Origin of the sequence: Plesiomonas sp. (assembly GCF_051650925.1) — a bacterium.
Classification (GTDB): domain Bacteria; phylum Pseudomonadota; class Gammaproteobacteria; order Enterobacterales; family CAMTGL01; genus Plesiomonas.
Window position 1 is genome coordinate 1 of sequence record NZ_JBOFRH010000270.1, and the last position, 13,433, is coordinate 13,433.

14 protein-coding genes are annotated in these 13,433 nt (G+C 48.1%); 11 read left to right on the plus strand and 3 right to left on the minus strand.

The window, feature by feature from the left end; translation table 11 throughout:
* On the minus strand, window positions 1-919 hold a 919-nt coding region (gene fbp, locus ACRC27_RS06490), incomplete at its 3' end, for a class 1 fructose-bisphosphatase (RefSeq protein ID WP_438639462.1).
* A 218-nt stretch (window positions 920-1,137) separates the two neighbouring features.
* On the opposite strand from fbp, the gene mpl reads away from it, so the two are divergent.
* Together mpl and ACRC27_RS06500 are read left to right on the plus strand one after the other, a co-directional pair.
* Window positions 1,138-2,505, plus strand: a complete 1,368-nt coding sequence (gene mpl / locus ACRC27_RS06495) for a UDP-N-acetylmuramate:L-alanyl-gamma-D-glutamyl-meso-diaminopimelate ligase (protein WP_438639463.1) — start codon at window positions 1,138-1,140, stop codon at window positions 2,503-2,505.
* A gap of 231 nt (window positions 2,506-2,736) precedes the next feature.
* Window positions 2,737-4,194, plus strand: coding sequence for a TrkH family potassium uptake protein (locus ACRC27_RS06500; protein WP_438623458.1), 1,458 nt, complete (start codon window positions 2,737-2,739; stop codon window positions 4,192-4,194).
* Window positions 4,195-4,301: 107 nt separating this feature from the next.
* Here ACRC27_RS06500 and argR read toward each other — a convergent pair whose 3' ends face one another.
* Complete coding sequence (gene argR / locus ACRC27_RS06505; protein ID WP_438623459.1) at window positions 4,302-4,772, minus strand: transcriptional regulator ArgR; 471 nt, start codon at window positions 4,770-4,772, stop codon at window positions 4,302-4,304.
* Between the two features lie 98 nt (window positions 4,773-4,870).
* Between argR and ACRC27_RS06510 the strand changes: the two genes are divergently transcribed.
* Window positions 4,871-5,635, plus strand: coding sequence for a transporter substrate-binding domain-containing protein (locus ACRC27_RS06510; protein ID WP_438623460.1), 765 nt, complete (start codon window positions 4,871-4,873; stop codon window positions 5,633-5,635).
* 147 nt (window positions 5,636-5,782) lie between these two features.
* A complete protein-coding gene (gene mdh, locus ACRC27_RS06515) occupies window positions 5,783-6,721 on the plus strand; it encodes a malate dehydrogenase (RefSeq protein WP_438639464.1) in 939 nt (312 codons plus the stop codon).
* Window positions 6,722-7,114: 393 nt separating this feature from the next.
* On the opposite strand, the gene ispB is transcribed toward mdh, so the two are convergent.
* Window positions 7,115-8,083 (minus strand): octaprenyl diphosphate synthase, encoded by a 969-nt coding sequence (gene ispB / locus ACRC27_RS06520; RefSeq protein WP_438639465.1) that lies wholly within the window; start codon window positions 8,081-8,083, stop codon window positions 7,115-7,117.
* 262 nt (window positions 8,084-8,345) lie between these two features.
* On the opposite strand from ispB, the gene rplU reads away from it, so the two are divergent.
* The 7 genes from rplU to folA all read left to right on the plus strand — a co-directional run bounded on the left by rplU (window position 8,346) and on the right by folA (window position 13,243).
* Window positions 8,346-8,657, plus strand: coding sequence for a 50S ribosomal protein L21 (gene rplU / locus ACRC27_RS06525; protein WP_438623463.1), 312 nt, complete (start codon window positions 8,346-8,348; stop codon window positions 8,655-8,657).
* An 18-nt stretch (window positions 8,658-8,675) separates the two neighbouring features.
* On the plus strand, window positions 8,676-8,933 hold the full coding sequence (gene rpmA / locus ACRC27_RS06530; protein WP_438623464.1) for a 50S ribosomal protein L27: 258 nt from the start codon (window positions 8,676-8,678) through the stop codon (window positions 8,931-8,933).
* Between the two features lie 76 nt (window positions 8,934-9,009).
* Window positions 9,010-9,963 carry a DMT family transporter gene (locus tag ACRC27_RS06535; protein ID WP_438628982.1) on the plus strand — a complete coding sequence of 318 codons (954 nt, stop codon included), beginning with the start codon at window positions 9,010-9,012 and terminating at the stop codon, window positions 9,961-9,963.
* A 30-nt stretch (window positions 9,964-9,993) separates the two neighbouring features.
* Window positions 9,994-11,172, plus strand: coding sequence for an Obg family GTPase CgtA (gene cgtA / locus ACRC27_RS06540; protein ID WP_438623466.1), 1,179 nt, complete (start codon window positions 9,994-9,996; stop codon window positions 11,170-11,172).
* A gap of 193 nt (window positions 11,173-11,365) precedes the next feature.
* Complete coding sequence (locus ACRC27_RS06545) at window positions 11,366-12,151, plus strand: threonine/serine ThrE exporter family protein (RefSeq protein WP_438623467.1); 786 nt, start codon at window positions 11,366-11,368, stop codon at window positions 12,149-12,151.
* On the plus strand, window positions 12,148-12,618 hold the full coding sequence (locus ACRC27_RS06550; RefSeq protein ID WP_438623579.1) for a threonine/serine exporter family protein: 471 nt from the start codon (window positions 12,148-12,150) through the stop codon (window positions 12,616-12,618). Before ACRC27_RS06545 ends, ACRC27_RS06550 begins: the two co-directional genes overlap by 4 nt.
* Window positions 12,619-12,745: 127 nt before the next feature.
* On the plus strand, window positions 12,746-13,243 hold the full coding sequence (folA, locus tag ACRC27_RS06555; RefSeq protein ID WP_438639466.1) for a type 3 dihydrofolate reductase: 498 nt from the start codon (window positions 12,746-12,748) through the stop codon (window positions 13,241-13,243).
* The last annotated feature ends 190 nt before the right edge of the window (window positions 13,244-13,433 follow it).

A 13,433-nucleotide genomic window follows, 5' to 3' on the forward strand; every position in this document is an offset into this window, starting at 1 on the left:
GTTCACTGGGAACGATATCCAAAATGCGGTGCGTACCGTCACTGGCTCTTCCTCCTGCTTGTTCGGCGAGAAATGCCATCGGGTTGCACTCATACAGCAAACGTAATTTTCCCTTTGGGCTATTGGCTGTACTTGGGTAAATATAGATCCCGCCTTTGAGCATATTGCGGTGAAAATCTGCCACTAACGAGCCGATGTAGCGTGAGGTATAGGGGCGTTTGCTGGCGGTGTCGTGATCCTGACAATACTTAATGTATTTTTTTACGCCCTGCGGGAATTTGATGTAATTGCCCTCGTTGATCGAATAAATCACCCCATTTTGCGGGATACGAATATTTTCGTGCGATAGACAAAAAACACCCAGACTCGGGTCATAAGTAAAGCCATGTACGCCACGGCCAGTGGTGTACACCAACATGGTTGATGAACCATAAACCACATAACCGGCAGCCACTTGCCGATTGCCAGATTGCAAGAAATCTTCGCGTGTTACCGGTGTTCCTGTTGGCGTGATACGGCGGTAGATTGAAAAAATAGTCCCGACCGACACGTTCACATCAATGTTTGATGAGCCATCTAGCGGATCCATCAACACCACATACTTGGCATTACAACCGCGATCACCTTCAAAGATAACAATATCATCCTCCTCTTCTGAGGCGATACCGGCTACCTCTCCGCGTGCTTGCAGTGCGGCTTTCAACTTATCATTGGCATAAACATCTAGCTTCATTTGGCTTTCACCCTGCACATTGGCAAGGCCGTTAGCACCCAGAATATCTACCAAACCGGCTTTATTAATATCGCGATGAATAATTTTTGCGGCCAGTTTGATTGCGGCCAGCAGAGAAGTCAGCTCTCCCGTTGCATGGGGAAAATCCTGCTGTTTCTCGACGATAAATTCGCCAAGTGTTTTCATTGTCATCTTCCTGATTATTTATCATGTGAGTAGGCGTACAGTGATACAGCACGAAGGTCTTCAAACCAAACGTTTGCGTACCTGTTCACAATTTTAGCGATAATGATAAAAAATATCCTGCGCTGTCGAACATTTCCGCACTTTGACAGCCTGATTTCCTCTCTTTTGCAGACGAGAGTAGAATGCACGATAAATCATGAGGGTGAGAACAGTTAGCTATGCATATTCATATTTTAGGCATTTGCGGCACATTTATGGGCGGATTAGCTCTATTAGCGCGTGCGCAGGGCCATACCGTGACCGGTTCTGACAATAACGTCTATCCACCAATGAGCACCTTATTGCAAGAGCAAGGCATTGATATTATTCAAGGATTCGATCCTGCTCAGTTAACCCCACAGCCTGATTGTGTCGTGATTGGCAACGCCATGTCACGCGGTAATCCATGTGTTGAATATGTGTTGGCAAACAATTTGCCTTACACCTCAGGCCCACAGTGGCTACATGATCATTTGTTAGGTGATCGTTGGGTGCTGGCAGTTGCCGGTACACACGGGAAAACCACCACCGCAGGCATGCTGGCGTGGATTTTAGAGCACTGTGGTTATGAGCCCGGATTTTTAATTGGCGGTGTGCCGGGAAATTTTGATGTGTCAGCTCGGTTGGGTAACAGCCCGTTTTTCGTGATAGAAGCTGATGAATACGATTGTGCTTTTTTTGATAAGCGCTCGAAATTCCTGCACTACAGCCCGCGTACGCTGATCCTCAATAACATTGAGTTTGATCATGCGGATATTTTTGATGATCTGCATGCGATCCAAAAACAGTTCCACCATTTGGTTCGCATTGTGCCGAACAACGGAAAATTGATCGTGCCGCAGCATGATAACAACGTCAAAGCGGTGCTGAATATGGGCTGCTGGAGCGAAGTTGAAAGCACCGGTGAAAACGGTGAATGGAAGGCCGAAAAACTGAGCCATGATGCGGCACAATTTAGTGTTCAGCTTGATCAGCAGTATGTCGGCGAAGTGCACTGGGGCTTGGTAGGTGAGCACAATATGCACAATGGCCTGATGGCGATTGCCGCCGCCCGCCATGTAGGGGTTGAACCTGCTTATGCCTGTGCTGCATTAAGCCAGTTTATCAATGCACGCCGTCGCTTAGAGCTCAAAGGCTGTGTGTCAGGCGTGACTGTGTATGATGATTTTGCCCATCACCCGACGGCAATCACTGCCACGTTATCGGCGTTACGCGCTAAAATTGGTGGTACAGCCCGTATTCTCGCCGTACTTGAACCACGCTCTAATACCATGAAACTGGGTGTTCAAAAGCAGGATTTGGCGCCCGCTTTGGGGCGTGCTGATGAAGTTTTCCTGCTACAACCTACCAATATTCCATGGATGGTCACTGACGTAGCAGAAGCGTGTGTACAGCCAGCGCACTGGGCTGCGGATGTCGATGCGTTAGTCACCATGATCATGCGTACTGCCAAAGAGGGTGACTATATTTTAGTGATGAGCAATGGCAGTTTTGGTGGTATTCACCAAAAGTTGCTGACTGCACTTGAGCACCTTTCTGCGAGGTAAATCGCATTTTTGTGGCGAGCCGCACATTTGCTAGGCCATTTACGTACAAGAAGAGCTGTTTGCTATTCTCTGTGGGATTGGCGCTAAGCAATTTGTGCGGTAGGATCGACTGCTGCACCCTGAATAGGCCTGTCAGAATCGCCCGCTGTTATCGCGGAGTTTTGAGAGGCAGTTTGAATAGGTTATTTTCGTATTACGCTTTAATTGCCTGAAATAGAGTAAGGTTTTTGCATGATTACAGCCGGTAAATTCAAGGCGATTTTAAAGATAAATAGCTATTTGTTAGCGCTTTATTCCGTCACATTTATTATTCCGATATTTGTTGCTATTTATGAGGGTGATGGAGAATCAGCCGCTTACTTTAAATCGTTTGTCATATCCCTATTATTAAGTTTGATGACCTACTATTGGACGAAAAATAATAAGTCACAGTTGGGGACAAAAGACGGTTATTTAGTGGTATTGATATTTTGGCTGGTGTTTTCATTTTTCAGCACCTTGCCGATGGTGATGCTAAAAGGGGTGGATATCAGCCTGACCGATGCGCTGTTTGAAAGCATCTCAGGTATTACCACAACCGGTGCGACGATTTTAAGTGATGTTACCAATGCACCGAAAAGCTTGCTGTATTACCGCGCTCAACTGAACTTTTTTGGCGGGTTGGGGATTATCGTTTTAGCCATTGCCGTACTTCCCTTTATTGGTGTAGGCGGAATGCTGGCTCAAACGGAAATGCCCGGGCCGATGAAAGATGAGAAAATGACGCCACGTATTGTGGATACCGCTAAGAGTCTGTGGGTTGTCTATTGCGCGCTGACATTTGCTTGTATCTTCAGTTTTCGAGCTGTGGGGATGGGGTGGTTTGATGCTATTTGCCACGCTTTTGCCACTATCTCGTTAGGGGGATTTTCTACTTATACCGAAAGTGTGGCTTATTTTAATAGCGCCGGCGTTGAGCTGGTTGCCGGTGTATTCTCTATTCTGGCCGGTATTAACTTTGCACTCTACTTTATCGCATTTCAGCGCCGCAATATTAAAGTGATCAGCCGCAATCCGGAGTTCAGATTATATATTCTGGTCTGTTTTTGTGTGGTTGCTTACACGGTCTGGGGGCTATACCGTTCAAATACCTTTGATTTGTGGGCCTCTTTTTATCACGGTTTTTTCCAGTCTATGTCGGTGATGACCGATAACGGATTAGGCACGGCCGGTTATCCAGATTGGCCGGTTGATGTTACTTTTCTGCTGATTGGTGCCAGCTTTTTTGGGGGGTGTGTTGGGTCAACCTGTGGCGGGATCAAAGCCCTGCGGATCTTGGTACTGATTGCGCAAAGTGTCAAAGAGGTCAAACTACTGATCCACCCGCGTTCGGTTGTATCACTGAAAATGGCGGGCAAACCGATTCATGATCGCCAAGGATTGGCAGTACTCGGCTTTTTCTTTTTGTATGTCATGATGACGCTGATTTTTGTCTTCTTACTGACCGCATTTGGTGAAACCCTTGATACCGCGATTGGCTCTACTGCCGGTTGTATCAATAACATGGGTATTGGTTATGGCGCATCAGGTTCAAATTTTAGTGGCCTTAAAGAGCCCTCAAAATACGTGATGATGCTAGCAATGCTGTTTGGCCGACTGGAGATTTTCCCCTTTTTGGTGCTGATGTCCCCAGCTTATTGGCGTGATTAAACCGATGAAGATGGTTGATGTTTGAGAGTAGGTTGGCGTTCAATCAGTTGGCCATAGCAAAAAAGCCCTAACGGGCTTTTTTGCTTCAAAACCAATGACGGTAGTTATTACTCGTGCTGTTCAAATAGCTCCAGAACTGAGTGGTATAAAACTTCAATTTCAATGGTGCGGCAAGGAGTAATAAAAATGGTGTCGTCACCGGCAATCGTGCCGAGAATACCTTCCGCTTTACCGAGCGAGTCGAGCATTCGCGCGATTAACTGTGCCGCGCCGGGGCTGGTGTGTATAACAATCAGTGCGTTGTTATAATCAACATCAAGAACCAGATTTTTCAATGGGCTGGAAGTGGTTGGAACACCAAGCTCTGCTGGCAGACAATAAACCATCTCCATCTTCGCATTGCGTGTACGTACCGCACCGAATTTGGTCAGCATGCGTGATACTTTAGATTGGTTTATATTACGAAAACCTTGATCTAATAATGCTTGAACGATCTCACCTTGCGAACTGAACTTCTCTTCTTTTAGAAGCGCTTTAAACGCACGAATGAGTTGTTCTTGCTTATCTGGGCTACGCATTATGGGCTCCAAAATGCAAAAAAACAGCGCTCATACTGCATAAAAATTCATTTATTTTCAATACTCAAACAACTGAGATTGTGTGCATAAGGTGTAAAATGGCGCGTTTTCTTGTTTCAATTAGTTTCCTGTGCTGCTTTTTCGTGCAGGCAGATGAGTCAGTTTCTATTCGTTTTGCTACCGATCCGACTTATCCCCCTTTTGAATACCATAATGAACAGGGGCAATTAGCCGGATTTGATATTGAGCTGGCGATGGCATTGTGTGATCGTTTGCAACGCCGTTGTGAGTTCATTGAACAGCCCTTTAACACGATCCTATCCGGATTGCGCCTTGGTGCATATGATGCTGCCATTGCTGCGCTAGATATCAATAACACCCGTTTACAACTGATGAATTTCACCCAGCCTTATCTGGATAATGCCGCTGTATTGGTGGTTAATGCTGATAATGTGGCGGGTCCAGATGTGCTCAAAGAGCGCTTAGTCGGGGTACAAACTGGCACAACGTTGATGAATTTTGTGGTAGATGGTCATTTAGGGGAAGAGATTACACCTTTGCCCTATGCCAGTTATCAAGAGGCCTTTTCTGATCTGATTGCTGGAAATATTGATGCGGTGTTTACCGATCAGGCCGTTGCCTTGAACTGGCTGAATCAACATAAAGAGAGTCAGTGGAAAATTTTGGGGCACGCCTACACCTCACGTGATTATTTCGGACAGGGGCTGGGAATTGCGTTACCAAAACAGAGCCATGTTTTAAAGCGTGAACTGGATAATGCACTGGATGCTATGCGTACCGATGGTTCGCTGGCTGCGTTACATCAGCGCTATTTTCCGGCGCTGCCCGTACAACCGAAATAGAATTAAATCGGTATATGACGCAACATTGAGCCAGCTTTGCGCTAACTCTCAATCTGTGTGTTAACAGATTGTGTTTAGTTTGATGTTGGATTAGTGTCTAGTCATCTTGATACCCAACACAATAGGATTTTACAAGGAGCATTAAGGATGAAAGTTGCGGTTTTAGGTGCTGCAGGCGGCATCGGTCAAGCTCTGGCTCTGCTGTTGAAGGTTCAACTTCCAGCAGGCTCTGATCTTTCCCTGTATGACATTGCCCCCGTGACTCCGGGTGTTGCAGTCGATCTCAGTCACATTCCTACAGCAGTCAAGATCAAAGGTTTCTCTGGCGAAGATCCAAGCCCTGCACTGGAAGGTGCTGATATTGTGCTGATCTCTGCGGGTGTCGCGCGTAAACCGGGTATGGATCGTTCAGATCTATTCAATGTTAACGCCGGTATTGTGCGTAACTTGATCGAAAAAGTGGCTGTTGTATGCCCTACTGCATGTGTGGGTATTATCACCAACCCGGTTAACACCACGGTTGCTATTGCGGCAGAAGTGCTGAAAAAAGCCGGTGTTTACAATAAGCGTAAACTGTTTGGTATCTCTACACTCGATGTGATCCGTTCCAATACTTTTGTGGCCGAGTTGAAAAATAAGCAGCCACAGGATCTGGATGTTCACGTTGTCGGTGGCCATTCAGGGCTGACTATTTTGCCTCTGTTATCACAAATTGAAGGTGTTACTTTCAGTGATGACGAAATTGCTGCGCTGACCAAACGTATTCAAAATGCCGGTACTGAAGTGGTTGAAGCAAAGGCTGGTGGCGGTTCAGCAACCCTCTCTATGGGGCAGGCTGCGGCACGTTTTGGTTTGTCGCTGCTGCGTGCTATGCAGGGTGAGAAGGGAATTGTTGAGTGCACCTATGTAGAAGGTGACGGGCAATACTCACGCTTTTTTGCACAGCCAGTTGTGCTAGGCCCTAACGGTATTGAAGAGTATTTACCGATTGGTACACTCAGTGCGTTTGAACAAAATGCCCTTGAGAGCATGCTACCGACTCTGCGTGATGAAATTGCATTGGGTGAAGCATTTGTTAACGGCTAACCGTTAATCGGGCACGTAATGTTGTCAATAAAGGCTGCCGATTGTGCAGCCTTTTTTATAGGCTTCTTTACTATAGTGTAAAAGCCATCATGTAAAAGCAACAGTGTAATCACAGCGTAATAGTAAAAACGGCAACATAAAAATACCGAGCCACTGTGTAGGAGGGTGGTTAGCCCGATCAGATACGATCAGCGCAGATCTTTTTACGCCAATGCCGATCTTAAGAGGTTAGCGAATAGATCACCTAGCGTATTTTTATATGTAAACAGCGTGATCATGAGCATAATCTAGCTGAGGCATATTGCTACAAGCCGTGCGTGTTCCGCACGGCTTGTGTTGATCGAAGGATCAACCAATCACGGGATCAAAAAGTGATTGGACCGATCCATCGAATCAATGGCTGCGGTAAACAGCCAGATGTGCCAACCCTTCCAGCGCTTCGCGGTACGGGCTTGGCGGAATGCATGCTAGTGCGTGAATTGCTTTATCGGCCTCTTCTTCCGCCCGTAAACGGGTGTGTTCAAGTGAACCACACTGCTGCATTGCCTCAAGGACTGGTTCAAGCAAATCACGGCCATTACCCTTTTCGATAGCATGGCGGATCATCGCTGATTGTTCAGCATTGCCGTGCTGCATAGCATGCAGCAACGGTAGGGTAGGCTTGCCTTCGTTGAGATCATCGCCCAGATTCTTACCCAGCTCTTCACCGGCACTGTAATCGAGCAGATCATCAATCAATTGGAAAGCAGTACCAAGATAACGGCCATAATCACGCATGGCACACTCTTGCTCATCACTGGCATTGGCTAAAATCGCCGATGACTGTGCAGCCGCTTCAAATAACCGCGCCGTTTTACTGTAAATCACCTGCATGTAATCTTGCTCGGTGATATCAGGGTTATTGCAGTTCATTAGCTGCTGTACTTCACCCTCAGCAATCACGTTGGTGGCTGCTGCCATTAGCTCTAAAATTCGCAGTGAACCTAAGCTGGTCATCATCTGAAATGCGCGGGTGTAAATAAAATCCCCGACCAACACACTGGCTGCATTACCAAATGCTGCATTTGCGGTGGCTTTACCCCTGCGCAAATCTGACTCATCAACCACATCATCGTGCAGCAAGGTCGCGGTATGAATAAATTCAATAAATGCCGCCGCGGTAACATGCCCATCACCCTGATAATTCAGTGCGCGTGCAGCTAAAACCGCGATCATTGGCCGGATCCGTTTTCCCCCTCCGCTGATAATGTAATAGCCGAGCTGATTAATCAGTGCGACCTCTGAATTGAGTTGCTGCAAAATGGCCGCATTCACATTTTCCATGTCGGCATTGCTTAAGGCGCGAATCTCTTCAAGCTTCATAGTCCGTCAGTCTTCTAATTTTGTTATCATAGGGGGAAGATCAGTCCATAATAAAACCTTGTCTGCATGGATTGTACCTTAAAAACGAGGAACGGAAACGCGCAAGGGCAAGTTGGAGAATTTTTCTCCGATATTGCCAGAAGAGCTCTTGTCATTGAGCGGCTTTTTGCGTAGAATTCGCGCCCTATTGAATAGTTTTATTGAGCACCCAAATTGACTTATAAGATCGAGTCTGCGGTGCCGAAAAAGAGCGGAGTTTTATATGTACGCGGTTTTCCAAAGTGGTGGTAAGCAACACCGAGTAAGCGAAGGCCAAACCATTCGCCTGGAGAAGCTGGACGTAGCAACTGGTGAATCAGTTGCATTCGAAGAAGTACTGATGATCGCCAATGGCGAAGATATCAAAATCGGTGCACCTTTCGTAGCCGGCGGTATGGTTAAAGCTGAAGTTGTAGTTCACGGTCGTGGCGACAAAGTTAAGATCGTTAAGTTCCGTCGTCGTAAGCACAGCCGTAAGCAGCAGGGCCACCGTCAGTGGTTCACTGAAATCAAAATTACAGCTATCAGCGCTTAAGTTTAGGAGAACGGACAAATGGCACATAAAAAAGCTGGCGGTTCCACACGTAACGGCCGCGATTCCGAAAGCAAACGCCTAGGTGTTAAGCGTTTCGGTGGTGAATCTGTTCTGGCAGGTAACATCATCGTTCGTCAGCGTGGTACTAAGTTCCACGCTGGTGTAAACATGGGTTGTGGTAAAGACCACACTCTGTTTGCAACTGCTAACGGTAAAGTGAAGTTTGAAGTTAAAGGCCCTAACAACCGTAAATATGTAAGCATCATTGCTGACTAATTACTGGCCTTGACCGGTTCACAGGAAGAGCCCCGCGCAGTTGCGGGGCTTTTTTATATCAGCTATCGGGAGCCATATGATGCGACAGCACGCTATGCTGGGATTCTTTCTGGCGCTGCTGACCGCCATTTTTTGGGGCGCACTGCCTATTGCCATGAAACAGGCGTTGGAAGTTGTCGATCCCTACACCATTGTGTGGTTTCGTTTTACCACTGCAGCGATTGGATTAGGTATCTGGCTGGCTGTTCGCGGTAATTTACCCTCACCTGCGCTATTGTGGCGACATTATCGGTGGTTGATTCTGGCTGCAACCCTTGGGCTTGCCAGTAATTTCCTCTTATTCAACAGTGCGTTGCAATTTCTCAGCCCAGCAGTCGTACAAGTTGTCATTCAACTCGCTCCGGTGTTGTTGCTGATAGCCAGTGTAGTGGTGTTAAAAGAGCAGCTACAACGGCATCAGGTAATTGGTCTGTTGCTGCTGGTCGGCGGTATGTTGTTGTTTTTCAATGCACGGCTGTATGAGCTGTTCACCAGTTTAAGCACTTATACACTAGGAGTGCTACTGGCAGTGGTTGCCGCGCTAGTCTGGGTCGTGTACGGCTTGGCACAAAAGGTTTTATTGCGTCGTCTCTCCTCCCCACAGATTTTATTGACCTTGTATGTGCTCAGTGCCTTACTGTTTTCACCAGTAGCACAACCGCAACAGGCGTTAGCGATGGATGCACGTCAGTGGGCAATGCTGGCATTTTGCTGTATCAATACACTGGTTGGATACGGTGCATTTGCAGAAGCCATGGCGAAGTGGGATTCGGCTAAAGTGAGTGCAATAGTGACGTTAGCGCCACTGTTCACCATACTGTTTTTAGAGCTATTGAGTATGTGGGCTCCGGCACAATTTGCCGCCGCTCCGCTGAATATGCTGGGTTATCTTGGTGCGTTGGTGGTGGTTGCCGGCGCCATGTTTTCTGCGATCGGCCACCGTCTGCTGCCTCAACGTGCTGTGAGAGCACCGGCAGCGGGCGTGAAATAACCCGGTTTGCACTTTTGCACGGAGACGATCATGAAGTTTGTCGATGAAGCGGTAATTCGCGTTGATGCTGGTGATGGCGGTAATGGCTGTGCCAGCTTCCGTCGTGAGAAATATATCCCGAAAGGTGGCCCAGATGGTGGCGACGGCGGTGATGGCGGTGATGTATTTATCATTGCTGATGAAAACTTAAATACCCTGATTGATTACCGCTTTGAGCGCAGCTTCCGCGCTGAACGTGGCGAGAATGGTCGGGGCAGTAACTGTACCGGTAAGCGTGGCCAAGATATCACTCTGAAAGTACCGGTAGGGACACGTGCTGTTGATGAAGAGACGGGCGAAACGCTGGGTGATTTGACTCTGCACGGCCAGAAAATGCTGGTCGCGAAGGGCGGTTATCACGGTTTGGGTAACACCCGTTTTAAATCGTCGGTAAACCGTACGCCATACCAGAAAACCAGTGGTACGGAAGGTGAAAAACGCGAGCTGCGTTTAGAGCTGATGCTGCTGGCCGATGTGGGTATGCTGGGTATGCCAAATGCCGGTAAATCGACCTTCATTCGTGCAGTCTCTGCGGCGCGTCCGAAAGTGGCTGATTATCCGTTTACCACCTTGATCCCAAGCTTGGGTGTGGTGCGTATGGATAGCGAGCGCAGCTTTGTGGTTGCCGATATTCCAGGTCTGATTGAAGGCGCGGCAGAAGGTGCAGGTTTAGGTATTCGTTTCCTTAAGCATCTTGAGCGTTGCCGTGTACTGCTGCATATCATTGATATCAACCCTGTTGATGGCTCTGATCCGGCAGAAAATGCGCGCATTATTGTTTCTGAACTTGAGCAGTACAGTGAACTGCTGGCCTCTAAACCACGCTGGTTAGTGTTCAACAAAGTTGACCTGATGAGTGAAGAAGAGGCACAAGAGCGGATCGACAAGATCGTCGCTGATCTGGGTTGGGGTGATGATTACTACACCATCTCTGCAGCCACAGGTAAGAATGTAACCCCGCTGTGCTGGGATATCATGCAGCTAATTGAGAGCCTACCAAAAGCTGATGCTGAACCTGAGGTTGTCACTGAAGAAGTGAAGTTCAAGTGGGATGATTACCACCGTGAACAGCTAAGTGATGTCTGGGAAGGCGCAGATGACTCTGATGACCTTGATGATGATGACTGGGATGAAGATGAGTACGATGTAGAGACTATCTACAAGCCGTAATCATTTATTTTCCAGTACGTCTGTTTACCCCATATTCGGGATAAACAAAGACACGGCGATAAAAACCGCTTCTGTTCACAGAAAGCGGTTTTTTTTTGCTCTATATCAGCCTTTCTTATCCCGAAAAACGGTTTAATGTCACAAGATGTTATTTTGCGGGTTATTCAGGTCTGGTACGGGAGCACGGCAGGGAATGCATCAAGATCAGTCGGCAGAAGCAGAGAGACAGCGTGAGATAACCCGTTTGTGCGTGCAAAGTGCGTTACTGCTGTTGCAGCACGGGGCAGAGAGTACGCTGGTTGAGCAGGTGGCAGAGCGCTTAGGGCTGGCGTTGGGCGTGCAGAGTGTTGAAAGCTCTATTTCCGCCAATGCAATAGTGTTGTCAACGCTCAATAATGGGCAGTGTATTACGACCACTCGGCGCAATGTAGATCGCGGTATTAATATGCAGGTGGTAACCGAGGTGCAGCGTACGCTAATTATGGCAGAGCGCGGTCTGCTCTCTGTAGCGGAAGTACGCAAACGATTGGATAAGATTAAACCACTGCGTTATCCGCGCTCGTGGGTTGTTGTGATGGTGGGGTTATCCTGTGCGAGCTTTTCACACTTATCAGGGGGCGATGCCACCGTTTTTGCGGTGACATTTATTGCCAGCGCAATTGCGATGCTAGTGCGTCAAGAGCTGGCACTGCGGCATTTTAATCCGTTGGTTAATTTTTGCCTGACGGCGTTTGTGGCCAGTTCTGTTTCCTCGGTTGGGTTGGTGTATCAGTTGGGCAATCAGCCCTCATTGGCGATGGCATCAAGTGTACTGCTGTTGGTGCCGGGCTTTCCGCTGATTAATGCGTTGTCAGACATGGTTAAGGGGCACGTCAATATGGGGCTAGCCCGCTGGATGATGGCGACCTTGCTGACCTTTGCCACCTGTGCCGGTATTGTCATGGCAATGGCTCTGTGGGATGTCAGGGGGTGGTCATAATGGCCAACTTAGTGTGGATGCTGGTGCAGGATATGTTTTTTGCCGCTATTCCTGCGGTTGGGTTTGGCTTGTTGTTCAATGTTCCGGTACGCGCACTGCGCTATTGTGCGATGCTGGGGGCATTGGGGCACGGCATGCGCTTTTTACTGCTGCATTATGGGTTTCCGATAGAGTGGAGTACGCTGGCAGCATCAACCACCATTGGCATGATTGGCGTGCACTGGTCGCACCGCTATCTGGCTCATCCGAAGGTCTTTACGGTTGCCGCAGTGATCCCGATGGTTCCGGGGGTGAAAGCTTATAAAGCGATGATTGCACTGGTTGAGATAAATCATCAGGGCTATACCCATGAGCTGATGTCGCAAATGGTCACCCACTTTCTGCAAAGCTTTTTCATTGTCGGAGCACTGGCGTTGGGGCTGGCTATTCCCGGTTTACTGTTTTACCGTCGTCGTCCGGTAATCTAAGAAGGTAGGCAGTATTAAGACGGTAGGCCGTCTAAGCTGGCCACATAAAAAATAGCGCACTGATTCTGATGGCCTGATTTGCTATGATGCGGCCAAGAATGACAGTCGACTGCAAAAGAGTGGCCAGATGAAAGTAAGTTTAATTGCGGCAATGGCCGCTAACCGAGTGATTGGGCTGGATAACCAGATGCCGTGGCATTTGCCCGCTGATCTGGCATGGTTTAAAGCGAATACCTTGAAAAAACCGATCATCATGGGGCGGAAAACTTATGAGTCGATCGGGCGACCATTACCGGGTCGGCAAAATATTGTGCTGTCTCGTCAGGCGGGCAATGACTCTCGGGTTATATGGGCAACCTCCTTGTCAGAAGCGCTGAGGCTGGCCGGAGATGTTCCCGAGGTCATGGTGATTGGTGGTGGGTATGTCTACCGTGAGGCTTTACCGCTGGCCTCACACCTATATCTGACACTGATTGATGCCAAGATTGATGGCGATACTCGCTTCCCGCAATGGGATGCCGCTGAGTGGCATGAAGTTTTCAGCGAAGCGCACACCGCAGATGCGGCAAACCCGCATGCCTATCGGTTTACTATTTTAGCGCGCCAACCTGCCAATACTCAGTGATGGGGATAACAAGACCGGTGTTTATCTGTTGATCCGCGGTTGCTGAAAGTAACGTTGATCATCCCAGCGTAGCAAGGTCAGGTGGTTTCCCCAGACACAACCGGTATCTAATGCATAGACTGCCGGTTGGTTAGTTTTCCCAAGCAGTGAAGCCCAATGGCCAAAAACTACCCGATGGTTAGCCAGTAGT

Bases quoted from the DNA above. Each gene is read 5' to 3' on its own strand.
- mpl (WP_438639463.1), top strand. From the start codon at position 1,138: ATGCATATTCATATTTTAGGCATTTGCGGCACATTTATGGGCGGATTA.
- ACRC27_RS06500 (WP_438623458.1), top strand. From the start codon at position 2,737: ATGATTACAGCCGGTAAATTCAAGGCGATTTTAAAGATAAATAGCTAT.
- argR (WP_438623459.1), bottom strand. From the start codon at position 4,772: ATGCGTAGCCCAGATAAGCAAGAACAACTCATTCGTGCGTTTAAAGCG.
- ACRC27_RS06510 (WP_438623460.1), top strand. From the start codon at position 4,871: ATGGCGCGTTTTCTTGTTTCAATTAGTTTCCTGTGCTGCTTTTTCGTG.
- mdh (WP_438639464.1), top strand. From the start codon at position 5,783: ATGAAAGTTGCGGTTTTAGGTGCTGCAGGCGGCATCGGTCAAGCTCTG.
- ispB (WP_438639465.1), bottom strand. From the start codon at position 8,083: ATGAAGCTTGAAGAGATTCGCGCCTTAAGCAATGCCGACATGGAAAAT.
- rplU (WP_438623463.1), top strand. From the start codon at position 8,346: ATGTACGCGGTTTTCCAAAGTGGTGGTAAGCAACACCGAGTAAGCGAA.
- rpmA (WP_438623464.1), top strand. From the start codon at position 8,676: ATGGCACATAAAAAAGCTGGCGGTTCCACACGTAACGGCCGCGATTCC.
- ACRC27_RS06535 (WP_438628982.1), top strand. From the start codon at position 9,010: ATGATGCGACAGCACGCTATGCTGGGATTCTTTCTGGCGCTGCTGACC.
- cgtA (WP_438623466.1), top strand. From the start codon at position 9,994: ATGAAGTTTGTCGATGAAGCGGTAATTCGCGTTGATGCTGGTGATGGC.
- ACRC27_RS06545 (WP_438623467.1), top strand. From the start codon at position 11,366: ATGCATCAAGATCAGTCGGCAGAAGCAGAGAGACAGCGTGAGATAACC.
- folA (WP_438639466.1), top strand. From the start codon at position 12,746: ATGAAAGTAAGTTTAATTGCGGCAATGGCCGCTAACCGAGTGATTGGG.